Below are 17,554 nucleotides of genomic sequence, written 5' to 3'. Positions count from 1 at the left end.
TCCGGGGCTCCCGGCGGGGCTCAGGCCGCCGGGACCAGCAGCAGCCGGTCGGCCTGCTGGTCCACGGTGAAGCCATGCACCCGGCCCAGCGTGGTCAGCAGCCGCGCCGGGTCGTCCAGGCGGAAGCGGCCGGAAATCTGGCGCGTCGCCAGGCGGCTGTCCGTCAGCACGATGGGCTGGGGGCTGCGGCGGCTCAGCCGCTCCGCCAGCCGCCCCAGGGTGATGCCGTCCGTCTCCAGCCAGCCCTGGCGCCAATCCTCGGCGGCGGGGTTGAAGTCCGCCAGGGTTTGGAGCTGGCCGTTGTGCACCGCGGCGCGCTGACCCGCCGTCAGTTCCCGGCCCGTGCCGGCGCCGGCGGCGGTGAAACGCACCCGACCGCGATAGACCGACAGTTCCACCACGTCGCGCGTCAGGTCGATGTCGAAGGCGGTGCCCAGCACGGTGATGGCGGCCCTGCCGCCGGCCTCGATTTCGAACGGCCGGTCACTGTCGTGCGCCACATCGAAATAGGCTTCCCCCGGCTCAGGGTCAGCCAACGATGGCCGTGGCCCAGCCGCGCCTCCACCACCGTGTCGCCGTTCAGGTTCAGGGCCGTGCCATCGGGCAGGGTGACGGTGCGGCCTTGGCCGCCGGCCGTCTCATAGTGCAGCGGCGTGGCCATGTAGCGGTCGATGTTGGGCCAGAGAACGACCAGCACCAACGCGGCGCAGGCCGCCAGGGCCAGGCCTGGCAGCAGGCGCCGTGCCTGGGGGATCGCCCGGGGCAGGGGCAGGCGGGCGGGCGGGCGGGCCGCGCGCGGGGCATCCTTCAGGCCAGCCATCGCCTCGGTCAGGGCGGGGTCTTCCAGGGTGGCGTGCAGCGCCTGATAGCTGTCGCGATGGCCTGGATCGGCCGCCAGCCATGCCTGGAAGGCGGCTTCCTCCTCCGGCGTCAGGGGCGCGTCGGCACGGCGCAGGGCCCAGCGGGCCGCCTCCTCCACCGGGCTGGGGCTCCAGACATCGCTACGCTCGGCCATCACGGCAATTCCTCCTGCCGCGCGGCGCGGGGGCGGGCGCGTTCACTGCGGGACATTTCCTGGTGCAACCATTCCAAGGCACGCACCACATGTTTTTCGGCCGCCGCTTCGCTGATGTCCAGCGCCCGTGCGATGTCGCGCAGGCTTTCCCCCTTCAGGCGGCGGCGGACGAAGACCTCGCGGCGCAGGGGCGGCATGGCGTCCAGCGCCCGTTGAAAGGCGGCGACGCGCTGACGATGCATGATCACCTCTTCCGCCCGGGGCGCGTCACAGGCCAGATCCTCGCCCAACTCCTCGGTGGACGCCCGGCGGCTGGCGCGGAAATGATCGCGCACCAGGTTCTGGGCGATGCGGAAGCATAGGGCGGCGCTGTCGCCCACCGTGCTTTTCAGCCGGTAGGTGAACAGGCGGATGAAGGTTTCCTGCACCAGGTCCTCGCTGACCCAGGGATCGCCCACGCGGCGCATGATGAACCGGTAAAGACTGGTGCGTTCTGGAAGCGAATCCTCGGTCATGGCGTGCGCCTCTGGCCTGCGATGGCGCGGCGTCTATCACCAACCGTCGTCATATGCGACCTCCGGCGCGTGACATTCTCATGACCGCCCCCGCCTTAAGGCCGAGGGCGCGGCAGCATCAGGTGGGCCGCCACGGTGGTCTCGAAACCCCTGTCGCGGGTGATTTCACCGGCGGGCGCCACCATCCATGGCCATGTGGCCAAGGGCTCTCCCGGGAGTGCCAGGCCGAACAAGGGGTCTTCGACCGATAGGACGCGGCCTTGCCCGTCCAGCCACCGCCGCTCCACATCCGCCAGGATCAGGCAGGGTGTCGCCAGGCGCGCCACATGGTCCAGGTGCGCCCGCACGATGTCCGCCGCCAAGGCATCGGCCGCCGTTTCCCCTTCTTGCGCCGCCACCAGGCCACGCGCCGCCAGTGGCAGCTGCGAGGCCAGGTTCAGGGAAAGAACCAGGTCCGGCGCCACGTCGGCGTACGCGTCGCAATGGGGCTTCAGCGGGCGGCCGGCGACGATGTCGGCCACGGTCCCCGTCAGGTCGACCAGGTCCAGCGTGATTTTGGCATCGCGCCCGGCGCGCCATCGGGCTTCCGGTCCGTGGGCGATGTCGGCCAGGATGATGCGGCTGAATCGGGGCGCCAGGGTGTCCAGCGGCAGGTCCAGCAGGGATCCGGAACCCAGCACCAGCAGGGTGCCGCCCCGGCCGAAGCGCTGCGCCGCCTGCGACACGACGCGGTGGCTGTTGGCCAGATGGGACGCCCACGCCGCGCTCTGGCGCCGGGCCCGCGCCGTGATGGCGGCGGACTCACGATGATAGCCCAACCGCCGGGCGGCGGATGGGCAGAGGGTCAGCCGGCTGGCGATCCATTCCCTAAGCATGGCGGAAGGCTACGGCGCCCAACGCCAAAAGAAAATGGCGCCCCGGGGTCGTTGCCTCGGGGCGCCATTCCAACCGCCAATTCTCTCGGGTGCCGGCCTTTACTGGGCCACGCCGGCGTTGGCCTTCTGAATCCGGTCGCGCAGGGCGTCCAGCAGGGCGTTGAAGTCGCCGCCATGGCTTTCGATCACCGATGCGAACTCCGACCGCTGCGTCAGGCTCATGCTGACGTTTTCCACCACCACGTCGATGATGCGGAAGCTGCCGTCCTTAAAGCGCAGGCGCCAATCGACGTTCACGGCCGGGCCGTTGGACCGGATCACCTGGCTGTTGACGATGGCGTCCTTCTCACCGTCCGGCTGCGCCGCGCCGACCTTGAAGGTCTCGCCGGCGTACTGGCTGAAGCGCTCGGAATAGACCGACACGATCATGGTCTGGAACAGCTTCATGTATTCCTGGCGCTGGGCGTCGTTGGCGACGTTCCAGTAGCGCCCCAGGACGAAGCGGCCGATGGTCTGCAGGTCGAAGTTCTGCTGCAGCAGCTGGTTGAACGTGGACTGGACCTCCGCCTTCGAGGCGCCGGGCTTGGACAGGACACCGATGGCCTTGTCGCCCAAGCCCTGGACGAACTTGACGGCGGCGCCGGCGTCCGCGGCGGCCAGGGCGGGGGTGGCGAACGGCAAGCCCAGGGACAGGGCAAGGCCCATCGTGGCGGTGCCGAGCAAAAGGGTGCGGCGCGTCAGCATGTTGGTCATGGCCTTGTTGATCTCTTCGTGTGTCAGGACAGTCTGTCGGGGACGGGGGCGGACGCAGTGATGGGTGTCACGGCGGGCCAGTACAGTTTCAACGCCGGACCGGCGCCGGTGATCCCCCGGGCTCCCATGTCTTTCTATTACGGGTCGGGGTTCTGGGAGTAGTCGGGAATGCTGGGGTATTGGCGCGGATCTGCCTTGCCGTTCAGGACATAGCCGTCACGCTGCTGCCGGTAGGCGGCGCGCATGGCGGCGTAATAGTCGACGCTGTTCTTGCGCAAGTCGTCCAGCGCCTCGAAATAGGTTGAGCGGGCGTCCAACACCGTCAAGCCCACGCGGGTATAGTTGGCCCAGTCGTTGTCGGTGTTGGTGGACACGCGGGTGACCGGGTCACCCCACGCCTCCAGGCCGAAGCCCACGGCGTCGCGGACGGACGAGGCCCCCAGGAAGGGCAACACCAGATAGGGGCCCTCGTCTATGCCCCAGACGGCGAAGGTCTGGCTCAGGCTCTCGTAATGATAAGGAATACCGTTGGCCGCGGCCACGTCCACCAGGCCGCCGATGCCCACCGTGGAGTTGATGACGAAGCGCTCCACCGTGACGCCGGCGCCCTCCCAGTCGCCCTGCAGCAGGTTGTTGGCCAGCGTGAGGGGGGAGCGCACGTTGTTCAGCACGTTGGACACGGCGTCGCGCAGCGCCGGCGGGATGGCCCAGCGATAGGCCTGGGCCACGGGGCGCAGCACGGCCTGGTCCACCTGGTCGTTGAACCAGAAGACGCCGCGGTTCACGTCCTCCAGCGGGTCGTTGGCCTCGGGTCCGGCGAGGGCCGGGCGCATGGTCGTGCCATCGGGATTGGAGGCGCAGGCCGAGACACCCAGCAGCATGCCCACGGCAAGTAAAGCGGGGGCCAATCGTCGCCCCCGATGCGCCAGGCGCCATGCCGGCATGAAAGAAACCAGGGGCCCGCCCTGCGGGATCGGCGACATCAGGCGCATGCGTCAACCCACGGTTAAATTGGTTATTGATGAATGATTGGCATACTTTGTGGCCAAATCCAGGCACCACTATGAGGTGGGCCAAGGTGGGGCCATTTTCTATCTGACCTTCGATATAGGGGTCGGCCATCGGACGAGTGGGTGCGGCGCACCCACGCCCCTGGGGCCGGCACCGGGACGTAGGCCATTATACCGCCTTGCCCGTCGCCGGGTGGCGCGTTCGCCGTCTCGTATCGTTGTCATTATTCGCTCGCATAAAGACATCTTTATATGTACAAATGATCCCAGAGACTGCGGTGGCATGGGGATCGTCGGACCATGGATTTTTTGCTTGGGGCCCTGAAGGCGGCGGCGGAGCCGACGCGCCTGCGTCTGCTGGCCCTATGCGCCCATGGCGAACTGACGGTCAGCGAGCTGACGCAGATCCTGGGCCAAAGCCAGCCACGCGTGTCCCGCCACCTCAAGCTGCTATGCGACGCCGGGCTGCTGGACCGTTTCCGCGAAGGCATCTGGGCCTACTATCGCTTGGCGGAGCGGGGGGCGGTGGCGGAACTGGCGCGGACCCTGGTGGACGCCATTCCGGCGGACGACCCCGGCCTGGCCTTGGACCTGGAACGGCTGGACCAGATCAAGCGCGCGCGGCAGGAGACGGCGGCCCAGTATTTCCGCGACAACGCCGCCCGCTGGCATGAGGTGCGCAGCCTGCACGTGCCCGAGCGCGACGTGGAACAGGCCCTGCTGGGCCTGGTGCCGGCCGGCGGCATCGGCGACCTGCTGGACATCGGCACCGGCACCGGCCGCATGCTGGAGCTGTTCGCCCCCCATGTCACCCGCGCCCTGGGCATCGACGCCTCGCGCGAGATGCTGGCGGTGGCGCGGGCCAACCTGGAAAAGGCGGGCCTGCGCCATGTGCAGGTGCGGCTGGCCGACATGTACCAGGTGCCCGTCCCCAGCGGCAGCCAGGACATGGTGATCGTCCACCAGGTTCTGCACTACGCCGAGGACCCGCAGGAGGTGCTGGTGGAGGCCGCGCGCGTGCTGCGGCCCGGCGGCCGTGTGGTGGTGGTCGACTTCGCCAGCCATGACCTGGAGAACCTGCGCACCGACCACGCCCATCGCCGCCTGGGCTTCACGGATGCCGAAATGGCGCAGTGGTTCGGCCATGCCGGCCTGACGCCGGCCCAACCCGTGCACCTGCCCGGCACCCCCCTGACCGTGACCCTGTGGTCCGGCCAGCGGCCCGTCTGATCGCCCCGAATACGCCGAGACTTGCCATGACCATCGTGAATGAGACCGCCGCCGACAGCCCCTTGGGGGGTGGTGAGCCGCTGGTGACCGTGCCGCGGGACCTGCGCGTCAGCTTCGAATTCTTCCCGCCCAAGACGGAAAAGATGGAGCAGACGCTGTGGCAGGCCATCCGCCGCCTGGCGCCGCTGTCGCCGGCCTTCGTCTCGGTCACCTACGGCGCCGGCGGCTCCACGCGGGAGCGCACGCACGCCACCGTCACCGCCATCCAGCGGCAGACCGGCATTCCGGCCGCCGCCCATTTGACCTGCGTCGCGGCCACCAAGGAAGAGATCGACGCCATCGCGCGCGCCTATTGGGACGCCGGCATCCGCCACATCGTGGCGCTGCGCGGTGATCCGCCCCAGGCGGCGGACGGTAGCGGCGGCCTGGGCGGCAGCGGCTACCAGCCCCATCCCGGCGGCTACGCCTACGCCACCGACCTGGTGGCCGGCCTGAAGCGGGTGGCGGACTTCGAAATCTCCGTGGCCTGCTTCCCCGAAACCCATCCCGAGGCCGCCAGCGCCGCCGCCGACATCGACAATCTGCGGCGCAAGGTGGACGCCGGCGCCACCCGCGCCATCAGCCAGTTCTTCTTCGATACCGACCGGTTCCTGCGCTTCCGCGATACGGTGGCGGCGGCCGGTATCGACATCCCCATCGTGCCCGGCATCTTGCCCATCACCAACTTCGGCCGCGCGGTGGAGCTGGGCGCCAAGTGCAATTGCGTCGTGCCCGCCTGGATGGACGAGTTGTTCGGTGGCCTGGACGCGGAGCCGGAGACCCGCCAACTGGTGGCCGCCACCGTGGCGGTGCAGCAATGCCTGCGGCTGGAGCGGGAAGGGGTGCGCGACTTCCACTTCTACACGCTCAACCGGGCCGACCTGACGGTCGCCATCTGCCACATGCTGGGGGTGCGGGCCCCGAAAGGTGCCAAACCCGCCAAACCCGAATGATGCCATCCCCTTGCCATGGGCTCGCCATTCTCGGCGGTTTAGGTTAAATCCGCCGGGAAGGCATTCTTGCAAGCAATGCCCCCAATGGATTAGCCGGCGGAAAGCCTTCCGCCGGGCCGATGACAGGGTGGACCGTCATGACACGATTGATGCACCGATTGATGGGCGCGGCCGTCCTGGCCGGCACCCTGATGACCGCCGGCGGCGCGCTGGCGGGTGAGATCACCCTATTCTCCGAACCCTTTTTCCGGGGTGACGCGCTGACCGTCCGTGACGGTGTGGAAAACCTGGCGGACATGGGCCGCTGGAATGACCGCGCCAAGTCCATGATCGTGCGCTCGGGTGAGTGGGAAGTGTGCAAGAACGCGGGCTTCCGCGACTGCAAGCGCGTGGGCCGTGGCACCCGCATCGGCGACCTGGGCGAGATCGGCCTGTTCGCCAGCATTTCGTCCGCCCGCCAGATCGACGGCCGCTACTACCAGCCGGAACCGCCGCCCCCGCCGCCGCCGGTTTACGGCCCGCCGCCCAGCTATGGCGGGGGCATCACCTGGAACAACGGTCCCGGCGCCTATGACCAGCCGCCCCCCCGCCGCCGCAGGGCGGCATCAACTGGGACGACGATCGTCGCGATGGCCCGCCGCCCATGGGCGAATGCCGGCATCGCATCTATGACGCCTTCGTCCAGCGCTTCGGGCCGCCCAGCGATTTCGGCTTCCGAGGCGAGGAATGGGAAGGCCGCATCCGCTGGAACGGCGAGCGCTGGCACTACCGCTGCACGCCGGAGCAGATCAACATCTGGCAATGATCGTGAAGGGCCCGGCGTCAGATGCTGACGTCGGGCTTTTCCATCTTTGGGGGACCGATGAAACGCGTTCTGAGCTTGGGCTTGCTGCTGGCATGGACGCTGTCAGCGATGGCGATACCCTGGCAGGCGAGCGCCGCCAACGGGGAGATCACTCTGTACAAGGAGCCAGGCCTGAAGGGCGATACCCTCGTCATCACGGACGACACGGACAACCTGGCCTACACCCGGTGGAATGATAGGGCCCGGTCGCTGTATGTCGAATCCGGCACATGGGAAGTGTGCCGCCAGGCGGGCTACCATGACTGCGTGACCGTCCATGCCTACGAACGGTTCGACGACCTGCAGCGCATCGGCCTGGACCGGGCCATTTCCTCCCTGCGGCAGGTCGAGGAGGGGCGACCTTGAGGGCGCAGTCGGTTCAGCTGAACCTGAACCGATCGCCTGGGACATCAAAGGTCACGCCGCCGCCACGCCATCCGTCGTGGCGGGCTCATAGTTCAGATTGGGGGCCAGCCAGCGTTCCATGGTGGCCATGTCCATGCCCTTGCGCGCGGCATAGTCCGCCACTTGGTCGCGTTCCACCTTGCCCAGGCCGAAGTACTTGGCGCCCGGATGGGCGAAGTACAGGCCGCTGACGGCGGCGGTGGGGGTCATGGCGTAGCTTTCGGTCAGCGTGACGCCGGCGTTCTTCTCCGCGTCCAGCAGCTGCCACAGAATACCCTTCTCCGTATGGTCGGGGCAGGCGGGGTAGCCGGGGGCCGGGCGGATGCCCCGGTACTTCTCCGCGATCAGGTCCTCGTTGCTCAGGTTCTCGCCGGCGGCGTAGCCCCACAGCTCGGTGCGCACACGCTCATGCATGCGTTCCGACAGGGCCTCGGCCAGGCGGTCGCCCAGGGCCTTCAGCAGGATGGCGCTGTAGTCGTCGTGCGCCGCCTCGAAGGCCTTGGCGCGCTCCTCCAGCCCGATGCCGGCGGTGACGGCGAAGCCGCCGACCCAGTCGGCCACGCCCGTTTCCTTGGGCGCCACGAAGTCGGCCAGGGCCAGGTGCGGGCGGTCGCGGCCGGCCTCGCGCGCCATCTGCTGGCGCAGGGTGTGCAGCGTGGCCTTGACCGCCTTCCGGCTGGCGTCGGTGTAGACCTCGATGTCATCGCCCACAGTGTTGGCGGGCCACAGGCCGACGACGGCGCGGGCCGTCAGCCATTTCTCACCGACGATCCGCTGCAGCATCGCCTGGGCGTCGGCGTAAAGGTTGCGCGCCGCCTCGCCCACCACGGCATCCTCCAGGATGGCGGGGAAGGTGCCGGCCAGTTCCCAGGCCTGGAAGAAGGGGCGCCAATCGATGCGCGACACCAGTTCCGCCAGGTCGTAATCCTCGAACACCGTCAGGCCGGGCTTCAGCGGCTGCGGCGCCTCATACGCCGCCCAGTCCAGCCGGGCGCGATTGGCGCGGGCGTCGGCGATGGGCAGGCGGGCGCGGCCGGCCTGGGCGCGGGCGTGGGCCTCGCGCATGCGGGCGTAGTCGCCCTTCACGCCCTGGGCATAGTCGCCCTTGGCCGCCAGGCTGATCAGGTTGCCGGCCACGCCCACGGCGCGGCTGGCGTCGATGACATGGACGACGGGCCCCTGGTAGGCCGGGTCGATCTTCACCGCCGTGTGCACCTTGCTGGTGGTGGCGCCGCCGATCAGCAACGGCAGGTCGAAGCCCTCGCGCTGCATCTCCTTGGCCACGAACACCATCTCGTCCAGCGACGGGGTGATCAGGCCGGACAGGCCGATGATGTCAGCCTTTTCCTTGCGGGCGGTCTCCAGAATCTGGGCGCAGGGCACCATGACGCCCAGGTCCACGACCTCGTAGTTGTTACATTGCAGGACGACGCCGACGATGTTCTTGCCGATGTCGTGCACGTCGCCCTTCACGGTGGCCAGCAGCACCTTGCCGTTGCTGCGGCTGGCGGCCCCGTCCTTCTCCGCCTCGATGAAGGGCAGCAGGTAGGCCACGGCCTTCTTCATGACGCGGGCGGACTTCACCACCTGGGGCAGGAACATCTTGCCGGCGCCGAACAGGTCGCCCACCACGTTCATGCCATCCATCAGCGGGCCCTCGATGACCGACAGCGGGCGGTCGGCGGCCTGCCGCGCCTCCTCCACATCCTCGTCGATCCAGTCGGTCAGGCCGTGCACCAGGGCGTGGGTCAGGCGCTGGTTCACCGGCGCCTGGCGCCAGCTGAGGTCCGCCTCCTTCTTGGCGCCGCCACCCTTGTACTTCTCCGCCACTTCCAGCAAGCGGTCGGTGGCGTCGTCGCGGCGGTTGAGGATGACATCTTCCACCCGCTCACGCAGCTCGGCCGGGATGTCCTCGTACACCGGCAGCTCGCCGGCGTTGACGATGCCCATGTCCATGCCGGCGGCGATGGCGTGGTACAGGAATACGGCGTGCATCGCCTGGCGCACCGTCTCGTTGCCGCGGAAGCTGAACGAGACGTTGGACAGGCCGCCGGAGACGTGGGCGCCCGGCAGCTCCGTGCGGATGCGGCGCGTGGCGTTGATGAAGTCCACGGCGTAGTTGTTGTGCTCCTCGATGCCCGTGGCGACGGCGAAGATATTGGGGTCGAAGATGATGTCTTCCGGCGGGAAGCCCACCTTGTTGACCAGCACGTCATAGCTGCGGCGGCAGATCTCCACCTTGCGCGCCTCCGTGTCGGCCTGGCCCTTCTCATCGAAGGCCATGACCACCACGGCGGCGCCATAGCGGCGCACCTTCCGGGCCTGCGCGATGAAGGCCTCTTCCCCTTCCTTCAGGCTGATGGAATTGACGATGGCCTTGCCCTGGACGTTCTTCAGCCCCGCCTCGATCACGCTCCACTTGGAACTGTCGATCATGACGGGCACACGGGCGATGTCCGGCTCCGAGGCGATCAGGCGCAGGAAGCGGACCATGGCGGCCTCGCTGTCCAGCATGGCCTCGTCCATGTTCACGTCGATGATCTGGGCGCCGCCCTCCACCTGCTGGCGGGCGACGGCCAGTGCCGCCTCGTAATCGCCGTTCAGGATCAGCTTCTTGAACTTGGCCGATCCGGTGACGTTGGTGCGCTCACCCACATTGATGAAGATGGCGGTGCGGGGCTGGGTCATGGCGGCTGATTCCGGAAGCGAAACGAGGGGCGGGGCGCTGGGGTCTGGGCGGGGCGGATCAGAACGCCGGCATCTCGAACGGCTCCAGCCCGGCCAGGCGCATGCGCGCCGGGCGGACGGCGGGCGGGCGCGGAGTGATGCCCTTCACCGCCTCGGCGATGGCACGGATGTGCGCGGGCGAGGTGCCGCAGCAGCCACCGACGATGTTCACCAGCCCGTCACCGGCCCAGTGGCGCAGCGCGTCGGCCATCTGCTCCGGCGTCTCGTCATAGCCGCCGAACTCGTTGGGCAGGCCGGCGTTGGGGTGGGCGCTGACATAGGTGTCGGCGACGCGGCTCAGTTCCTGGACATAGGGGCGCATCAGGTCGGCGCCCAGGGCGCAGTTCAGGCCGATGCTCAGCGGCTTCACATGGCGCAGGCTGTTCCAGAAGGCCTCCGTCGTCTGGCCGGACAGGGTGCGGCCGGAGCGGTCGGTGATGGTGCCGGAGATCATGACCGGCAGCTCCAGCCCCTTTTCCTCCAGCACCTCGTCGACGGCGAACAGGGCGGCCTTGGCGTTCAGGGTGTCGAAGATGGTCTCGACCAGCAGCATGTCGACGCCGCCGTCGATCAATCCCTCCACCTGGGTGCGGTAGGCCAGGCGCAGCTCATCGAAGTCCACGTTGCGGAAACCGGGGTCGGTCACCAGTGGGCTGATGGAGGCGGTGCGGTTGGTCGGGCCGATGGCGCCGGCGACGTAGCGCGGGCGCGACGGGTCAATGTCCTCGAGCGCGTCGCCGGCCTCGCGCGCCAGGCCGGCGCCGGCCTTGTTGAACTCGTACGCCAAATCCTCCATGCCGTAGTCGGCCAGGCTGATGCTGGTGGAATTGAAGGTGTTGGTCTCGACGATGTCGGCGCCGGCGTCGAAATACTGCTGGTGGATTTCGCGCACGATCTGCGGCTGCGTCAGGTTCAGCAGGTCGTTGTTGCCGCGCACGTCGCGGTGCCAGTCCTTGAACCTCTCCCCGCGATAGCCGGCCTCATCCAGCTTGTAGCCCTGGATCATGGTGCCCATGGCGCCGTCCAGCACCAGGATGCGCTGCTTCAGCAGGTCCGGCAGGCGGGCCAGGCGTTGGGAACGGGTCAGGGCCATGATCGCGTACTCCGCCGGCATGAGGGCGCCGGGTATGTTCCAGGTAACAATGTTCGCCACCCTAGTCATCTGGGGATACAGATGCAAACATAAAGATGTCTTTATGTGATGCGCCGGACGCGGGCGTCCTGCGCTTTTGCGCGGTCGCTTCCCCGGCGCGCATTGACGGCGGCGAGCGCCCATGCCTAGAAGCGCCCTGGGATTGGAACGAAGGGGTTCGATGGTGCCGCAGACGGCGGATCAAGAGGGGCGGCGCCCGGCGGTGGCCATCATCGGCGCGGGGCCCGCAGGCCTCATGGCGGCGGAGGCGCTTGCCGCCCGGGGCATCGCCGTCACCGTGTTCGACGCGATGCCCTCGCCGGCGCGCAAGTTCCTGATGGCCGGGCGCGGCGGCCTGAACATCACCCATTCCGAACCGCTGGACCGCTTCCTCACCCGTTATGGCGCGGCCGCACCCGTCGTGGCGCCCTGGATCGGGCGCTTCACGCCGGATGACCTGCGCGCCTGGGTGCACGGCCTGGGCATCGAGACCTTCGTGGGCAGCAGTGGCCGCGTGTTCCCCGTGGGCCTCAAGGCCTCCCCCCTGCTGCGCGCCTGGCTGCGCCGGCTGGACGGCCTGGGCGTGACGCTGAAGACCCGCCACCGCTGGACCGGCTGGACCGACGACGGCGCGTTGGCCTTCGACACGCCGGAGGGGCCCCGGACGGTACGGGTGGACGCCACCCTGCTGGCTTTGGGCGGCGCCAGTTGGCCGCGCCTGGGCTCCGATGGCGGATGGGCGGCCCTGCTGGCGGCGAGGGGCGTTGACCTCGCCCCCTTCCGCGCCGCCAACGCCGGCTTCGACGTCGCCTGGTCCCCCGCCTTCATCGAGCGGGCGGAGGGACAGCCCCTGAAGCGCATCGCCCTGTCCTTCGCCGGCCAGACCAGCCGGGGGAGGCGGTGGTGACCCGCACGGGGCTGGAGGGGGGTGCCCTCTACGCCCTGGGCGCGCCCCTGCGGGAGGCCATCGCCCGCGACGGCCGAGCCGTCCTGCATATCGACCTGAAGCCCGACCTGGACTTGGGTGCCGTCACGGCGCGCCTGGCCAAGGCGCCGCCATCCGAAAGCCTGAAGAACCGCTTGCGCAAGGCCTTAGGCCTGGAGGGCGTCATCCCCACCCTGGTGCGGGAAAGCGCCACGCCTGCCGACCTCGCCACCCCGGCGGCGCTGGCCCGGCGTCTCAAGGCCCTGCCCATCACCCTGACCGCCATCCGCCCCATGGACCGCGCCATCTCCACCGCCGGCGGCATAACGCTAACCGAACTGGACGACCATCTGATGCTGCGCCGCCTGCCCGGCGTCTTCGCCGTGGGCGAAATGCTGGACTGGGAGGCGCCCACCGGCGGCTATCTGCTGCAGGCGTGCTTCAGCGGGGCGCTGGCGGCGGCGGAGGGGGTTGCGGGGTTATTTACCTGACGTGGGGGTTTTACTGGCGGCCTTGGCGGGAATGTTCGGGCTCTCGTTTTCAATCAAGCTATTTAGAAGAAAAACCCGATGCGCCCAATTTCCTATCCATAGCACCATGTTTTTAATAAAATAGGGATTCTGGTTTCCAATTGCGGTGAATTGCTGCATTTGTGGCATTGATAATTATGTCTAGAATTTTCTTGTCGTGCTCTGTCATTTGACTGCGATTCAATAATTCCTCAGTTTTTTTGGAGAATGGAAGATTCTCTGGCACCCCAAGGTAGATAATTATCTTGTCTATAGCCATTCGGCACGAAGCTGGGAGATCGTCGAAACTGGAAGCGTCTAGCGTTCTATAGATCTTGTCCAGAGATTCGTAAATTTCACTTTCAAAGAAATATATTATATCCAGCCAATCCGGCCTCATTTTTTCTTTTCCTGGATAAAAATTAATAACTCTATAATGTAATATTTCTTTTTCCTCGCCGGTTATTGGATCTATCTCCATTTCTGATTCTTCGCTGTTCGTTCTCTCTTTTCTGAAAAAAATATAGTCGCAGCCGGCGCATTTGCATATTAGGTATTCATAGGAATCTTCAACAAGTAGATATTCGTCTAATTTATTTTCTATTTCTCGCTTTAGAACAATTACGTTTCTGCCTAAACCACAATTTGGGCAATCTGCAGTGATCGTTTCCAACTTCTCCTCCGGAAGATTAATTTATGTCGTTAACGTGCTTATGCGCATTTCACCGCACCGGCACGGGTATGGCCGCCGTCGATTTCACCTCTTCCATCACCATATAGGTGTGGGTCTGGGCCACGCCCGGGATGCTGGACAGCTTGTCGCCCAGGAAGGCGCGGTAGGCCCCCATGTCGGCCACCCGCACCTTGATCAGGTAGTCGAAGCCGCCGGCCACCATGTGGCATTCCTGGATCTCGTCCATGGGGGCGATGGCGTCGGCGAAGATTTTGAAGACGTCGGGGCTGGTGCGGTCCAGCCGCACCTCGATGAACGCCATCAGGCTGCGGCCCAGCCGTTCCGGGTCCAGCCGCGCCGCGTAGCCCTGGATGTAACCGTCGCGTTCCAGGCGCCGCACCCGCTCCAGGCAGGGGGTTGGCGACAGGTTCACGCGGCGGGACAGCTCCACATTCGACAGGCGCCCATCCTCCTGCAGGATGCGCAGAATGTTCAGGTCGATGCGGTCCAACTGGTCGGCGGTTTGGCGGGTCATATTTTCATCGTCCGAAGGGCGTCTTCGCCGGATGATATACTGAAAAATTGCCCAAAATGGCGGGAAATATGCCGGTGATCCCGCCATAATCCGCGACAATATCACCCCACCCAAGCCCCAGGCAGTGTCATGTACCAGGCGACCGCCCCGTCCAGTTCCCCCTCCCTGGCTCCCTCCCCGGCCACGCCCGACCTTGACGGCCCCCGCGCGGCCCTGCGCCGGGCCAAGCACCTGAATGAGGAGACGGCGGTGCGCGCCCTGCTGGCGGCGCACGGCCTGACGGCGGAGGAGCGGCGGGCCATCGACGCCCAGGCGGTGGACGTGGTGAACGCCGCCCGCGCCCGCCGGTCGGAGCTGGGGCCGCTCGACGCCTTCATGCAGGAGTTCGGCCTGTCCAACCAGGAGGGCATCGCCCTCATGTGCATCGCCGAGTGCCTGCTGCGCATCGCCGACCCGGCCACGGCCGACCGGCTGATCGCCGAGAAGATCACGAAGGGCCAGTGGGACCAGCACCTGGGCCAGTCCGACAGCGCCTTCGTCAACGCCGCCGCCTGGGGCCTGATGCTGACCGGCCGGGTGGTGGAGGTCGACACCAAGAAGCAGGGGGACGCCCCCGGCCTGCTGCGCCGCCTGGTTCAGCGCTCGGGCGAACCCGTCATCCGCGCCGCCATGATGAAGGCCATGCGCGTCATGGGCGAACACTTCGTCATGGGCCGCACCATCGCCGAGGCGGTGGGGGAAGCGAAGAAGGCGAAGCCGGAAGGCACCGTCCATTCCTATGACATGCTGGGCGAGGGGGCGCGCACCTGGGAACAGGCGGACCGCTACCAGGCCTCCTACCTCAACGCCATCGACACGGTGGGCAAGGCGGCGGCGGGCCGTGGCCCCTACGCCGCCCCCGGCGTCTCCATCAAATTGTCGGCCCTGCACCCGCGCTACGTCTTCGCCAAGCGCGCCGACGTCATGGCCCAGCTGCTGCCCCGCGTGAAGGACCTGTGCCTGGCCGCCAAGCGCTGGGACATCAACCTGACCATCGACGCGGAAGAGGCCGACCGCCTGGACATCTCGCTGGACCTGCTTGAGGCCCTGGCGCGCGATGGCGACCTCGCCGGCTGGAATGGCCTGGGCCTGGCCATCCAGGCCTATCAGAAGCGCACCGCCCATCTGGTCGATTGGCTGGCGGCGCTGGCCCGTTCCGCCGGGCGCCGGCTGATGGTGCGCCTGGTGAAGGGCGCCTATTGGGACACGGAGATCAAGTTCTCCCAGACCCAGGGCCACGCCGACTACCCCGTCTACACCAAGAAGGCGGCGACGGACCTCAGCTACCTGGTGTGCGCGCGGCGGATGCTGGCGGCCAAGGACGCCATCTACCCGCAGTTCGCCACCCACAACGCCTATACCATCGCCGCCATCCTGCATCTGGCCGGCGACAACCGCGACCTGGAATTCCAGCGCCTGCACGGCATGGGCGACCTGCTGTACGCCGCCGCGCGGGACCGCCTGAAGAACGTGCCGCGCGTGCGCATCTACGCGCCCGTCGGCACGCATGAGGACCTGCTGCCCTATCTCGTCCGCCGTCTCCTGGAGAACGGCGCCAACAGCAACTTCGTCAACGCCTACATGGACCCGGCCATCCCGGTGGGCCAGGTGGTTGCCGACCCGATCGCCCTTTTGGAGGCTTTGCCCGTGCTGCGCCATGCCGGTATCCCCACCCCCGACAAGCTCTATGGTGACGACCGCGCCAACTCCCGCGGTGTCGACCTGACGGACGAGGCCACGGTGCGGTCCCTGCGCGCCGGCATCGATGCCGCCCTGGCCCAGGCCTGGACGGCCGGCCCCATCGTCGGTGGCCAGGACCTGGCTGGCCAGAAGGCCCGGTCGGTGCTGGACCCGTCCGACCGCACCCGCACCGTGGGCACCACCGCCGACGCCACGGCGGAGCACATCGACCGCGCCCTGGCGCGGGCCGCCCAGGCCCAGCCCGGCTGGGACAGGCTGGGCGGCGAGGGCCGCGCCCGCATCCTGGACGCCATGGGCGACGCGCTGGAGGCCGATACCCCGGCCCTGCTGGGCATCCTGATCCGCGAGGCGGGCAAGACCTGGGGCGACGCCGTCGCCGAGGTGCGCGAGGCGGTGGATTTCTGCCGCTATTACGCGGACCTCGCCCGCAAGCAGTTCGGCGCGCCCACCCGCCTGCCGGGCCCGACGGGCGAGAGCAACGAGCTGTCGCTGCATGGCCGCGGCACCTTCGTCTGCATCAGCCCGTGGAACTTCCCCCTGGCCATCTTCACCGGCCAGGTGGCGGCCGCCCTGGCCGCCGGCAACGCCGTGGCGGCCAAGCCGGCCGAGCAGACCACCCTGGTGGGTGCCCGCGCCGTGCGCCTGTTCCACCGCGCCGGCGTGCCGGGTGACGTTCTGCACCTGCTGCCGGGCGATGGGGAGACGGTGGGGGCGGCCCTCGTGGCCGACGCCCGCATCGGCGGCGTGGCCTTCACCGGGTCCACCGAGACGGCGCGCCTGATCAACCGGGCGCTGGCCGCCCGCGACGGCGCCATCGTCCCCCTGATCGCCGAGACCGGCGGCCAGAACGCCATGATCGTCGACAGCACCGCCTTGCTGGAGCAAGTGGTGGACGATTGCATCACCTCCGCCTTCCAGTCGGCGGGTCAGCGCTGCTCCGCCATGCGGGTCCTGTTCGTGCAGGACGACGTGGCCGACCAGATGGCCCATCTGCTGAAGGGCGCCATGCAGCTGGTCACCCTGGGCGATCCGATGGATCTGGCCACGGACGTCGGCCCCATCATCGACGAGGACGCCCGCAAGATCCTGGTGGCCCATGCCGAGCGCATGGATCGCGAGGCCAAGCTGGTCCACGCCTGCCCCACGGGCGCGGACCTCGCCAACGGCACCTTCTTCGGGCCGCGCCTCTATGAGATCAACAGCCTGAAGCGCCTGCCGCGCGAGGTGTTCGGCCCCGTCCTGCACCTGGTGCGCTGGAAGGCCGACAGCCTGGACCAGGTGCTGGCCGACATCGACGCCACCGGCTATGGCCTGACCCTGGGCGTGCACAGCCGGCTGGAAGGCCGGGCGCAGGAGATCTTCCAGCGCCTGAACTGCGGCAACACCTACATCAACCGCAACATGGTGGGCGCGGTCGTGGGCGTGCAGCCCTTCGGCGGCCATGGCCTGTCCGGCACGGGTCCCAAGGCCGGCGGCCCGCATTACCTGCTGCGCTTCGCCACGGAAAAGACGCTGACCGTGAACATCACCGCCTTCGGCGGCAACGCCGACCTGCTGGGCCTCGGCGGTTGACCAGCAACGGCGCGTCATAATCCAAGACTCGGGCAAAGACTCGGGCTTGGAACACCTTGGGCGGTAGGGTCCGGACGGGGGCGGGCACTTGTGGCGATTGGC

The 17,554-nt window shown here is 67.8% G+C and carries 16 protein-coding genes and 1 pseudogene; 7 read left to right on the top strand and 10 right to left on the bottom strand.

All coding sequences use genetic code 11. The annotated features are described in order from the left end of the window. Nucleotides 1-20: 20 nt before the first annotated feature. From UAJ10_RS20490 to UAJ10_RS20465, 6 genes are all read right to left on the bottom strand, one after another. Nucleotides 21-500 carry a FecR family protein gene (locus UAJ10_RS20490; RefSeq protein ID WP_322917075.1) on the bottom strand — a complete coding sequence of 160 codons (480 nt, stop codon included), beginning with the start codon at nucleotides 498-500 and terminating at the stop codon, nucleotides 21-23. Beyond that, on the bottom strand, nucleotides 410-1,015 hold the full coding sequence (locus UAJ10_RS20485) for a DUF4880 domain-containing protein (RefSeq protein ID WP_322917074.1): 606 nt from the start codon (nucleotides 1,013-1,015) through the stop codon (nucleotides 410-412). Before UAJ10_RS20485 ends, UAJ10_RS20490 begins: the two co-directional genes overlap by 91 nt. Beyond that, the gene (locus UAJ10_RS20480) at nucleotides 1,015-1,530 is read right to left on the bottom strand and encodes an RNA polymerase sigma factor (RefSeq protein WP_322917073.1); all 516 of its coding nucleotides are present in this window, start codon (nucleotides 1,528-1,530) and stop codon (nucleotides 1,015-1,017) included. The genes UAJ10_RS20485 and UAJ10_RS20480 overlap by 1 nt, the downstream gene beginning before the upstream one ends. Before the next feature lie 95 nt (nucleotides 1,531-1,625). Next, nucleotides 1,626-2,405: a hypothetical protein gene (locus tag UAJ10_RS20475; protein WP_322917072.1), complete on the bottom strand. Its 780-nt coding sequence runs from the start codon at nucleotides 2,403-2,405 to the stop codon at nucleotides 1,626-1,628. 99 nt (nucleotides 2,406-2,504) lie between these two features. After that, nucleotides 2,505-3,158, bottom strand: coding sequence for an MlaC/ttg2D family ABC transporter substrate-binding protein (locus UAJ10_RS20470; RefSeq protein ID WP_322917071.1), 654 nt, complete (start codon nucleotides 3,156-3,158; stop codon nucleotides 2,505-2,507). 137 nt (nucleotides 3,159-3,295) lie between these two features. Next, the gene (locus UAJ10_RS20465) at nucleotides 3,296-4,066 is read right to left on the bottom strand and encodes an MlaA family lipoprotein (RefSeq protein WP_322917070.1); all 771 of its coding nucleotides are present in this window, start codon (nucleotides 4,064-4,066) and stop codon (nucleotides 3,296-3,298) included. Nucleotides 4,067-4,468: 402 nt separating this feature from the next. Between UAJ10_RS20465 and UAJ10_RS20460 the strand changes: the two genes are divergently transcribed. The 4 genes from UAJ10_RS20460 to UAJ10_RS20445 all read left to right on the top strand — a co-directional run bounded on the left by UAJ10_RS20460 (nucleotide 4,469) and on the right by UAJ10_RS20445 (nucleotide 7,600). Continuing rightward, the gene (locus UAJ10_RS20460; RefSeq protein WP_322917069.1) at nucleotides 4,469-5,398 is read left to right on the top strand and encodes an ArsR/SmtB family transcription factor; all 930 of its coding nucleotides are present in this window, start codon (nucleotides 4,469-4,471) and stop codon (nucleotides 5,396-5,398) included. Between the two features lie 26 nt (nucleotides 5,399-5,424). Next, nucleotides 5,425-6,390: a methylenetetrahydrofolate reductase gene (gene metF / locus UAJ10_RS20455; RefSeq protein WP_322917068.1), complete on the top strand. Its 966-nt coding sequence runs from the start codon at nucleotides 5,425-5,427 to the stop codon at nucleotides 6,388-6,390. A gap of 137 nt (nucleotides 6,391-6,527) precedes the next feature. Further along, nucleotides 6,528-7,223, top strand: coding sequence for a beta/gamma crystallin-related protein (locus UAJ10_RS20450; RefSeq protein ID WP_322917067.1), 696 nt, complete (start codon nucleotides 6,528-6,530; stop codon nucleotides 7,221-7,223). Nucleotides 7,224-7,252: 29 nt separating this feature from the next. Beyond that, nucleotides 7,253-7,600: a beta/gamma crystallin-related protein gene (locus UAJ10_RS20445; RefSeq protein WP_322917065.1), complete on the top strand. Its 348-nt coding sequence runs from the start codon at nucleotides 7,253-7,255 to the stop codon at nucleotides 7,598-7,600. Between the two features lie 51 nt (nucleotides 7,601-7,651). Here the strand turns inward: UAJ10_RS20445 and metH are convergent. After that, nucleotides 7,652-10,372 (bottom strand): annotated as a pseudogene (metH, locus tag UAJ10_RS20440) (methionine synthase); the annotation flags it as partial. 13 nt (nucleotides 10,373-10,385) lie between these two features. Then, nucleotides 10,386-11,459 carry a homocysteine S-methyltransferase family protein gene (locus UAJ10_RS20435; protein ID WP_322917063.1) on the bottom strand — a complete coding sequence of 358 codons (1,074 nt, stop codon included), beginning with the start codon at nucleotides 11,457-11,459 and terminating at the stop codon, nucleotides 10,386-10,388. A gap of 220 nt (nucleotides 11,460-11,679) precedes the next feature. Between UAJ10_RS20435 and UAJ10_RS20430 the strand changes: the two genes are divergently transcribed. Both UAJ10_RS20430 and UAJ10_RS20425 read left to right on the top strand, forming a co-directional pair. After that, nucleotides 11,680-12,405, top strand: coding sequence for a TIGR03862 family flavoprotein (locus UAJ10_RS20430; RefSeq protein WP_322917062.1), 726 nt, complete (start codon nucleotides 11,680-11,682; stop codon nucleotides 12,403-12,405). Then, a complete protein-coding gene (locus UAJ10_RS20425; RefSeq protein WP_322917061.1) occupies nucleotides 12,402-12,914 on the top strand; it encodes an NAD(P)/FAD-dependent oxidoreductase in 513 nt (170 codons plus the stop codon). Before UAJ10_RS20430 ends, UAJ10_RS20425 begins: the two co-directional genes overlap by 4 nt. Nucleotides 12,915-13,026: 112 nt before the next feature. Here the strand turns inward: UAJ10_RS20425 and UAJ10_RS20420 are convergent, their stop codons facing one another. After that, entirely contained in the window at nucleotides 13,027-13,605 is a 579-nt protein-coding gene (locus UAJ10_RS20420; RefSeq protein WP_322917060.1) for a hypothetical protein, read from the bottom strand. Nucleotides 13,606-13,654: 49 nt separating this feature from the next. Then, nucleotides 13,655-14,140, bottom strand: coding sequence for an Lrp/AsnC ligand binding domain-containing protein (locus UAJ10_RS20415; protein ID WP_322917059.1), 486 nt, complete (start codon nucleotides 14,138-14,140; stop codon nucleotides 13,655-13,657). Nucleotides 14,141-14,269: 129 nt separating this feature from the next. On the opposite strand from UAJ10_RS20415, the gene putA reads away from it, so the two are divergent. Beyond that, nucleotides 14,270-17,452, top strand: a complete 3,183-nt coding sequence (putA, locus tag UAJ10_RS20410; protein ID WP_322917058.1) for a bifunctional proline dehydrogenase/L-glutamate gamma-semialdehyde dehydrogenase PutA — start codon at nucleotides 14,270-14,272, stop codon at nucleotides 17,450-17,452. The last annotated feature ends 102 nt before the right edge of the window (nucleotides 17,453-17,554 follow it).

The sequence above is a fragment of the Nitrospirillum guaranorum genome (assembly GCF_034653275.1).
Taxonomy (GTDB): Bacteria; Pseudomonadota; Alphaproteobacteria; order Azospirillales; family Azospirillaceae; genus Nitrospirillum.
The sequence above is the reverse complement of the archived record's forward strand: the minus strand, read 5'-3'. Positions and strand labels throughout refer to the sequence as shown.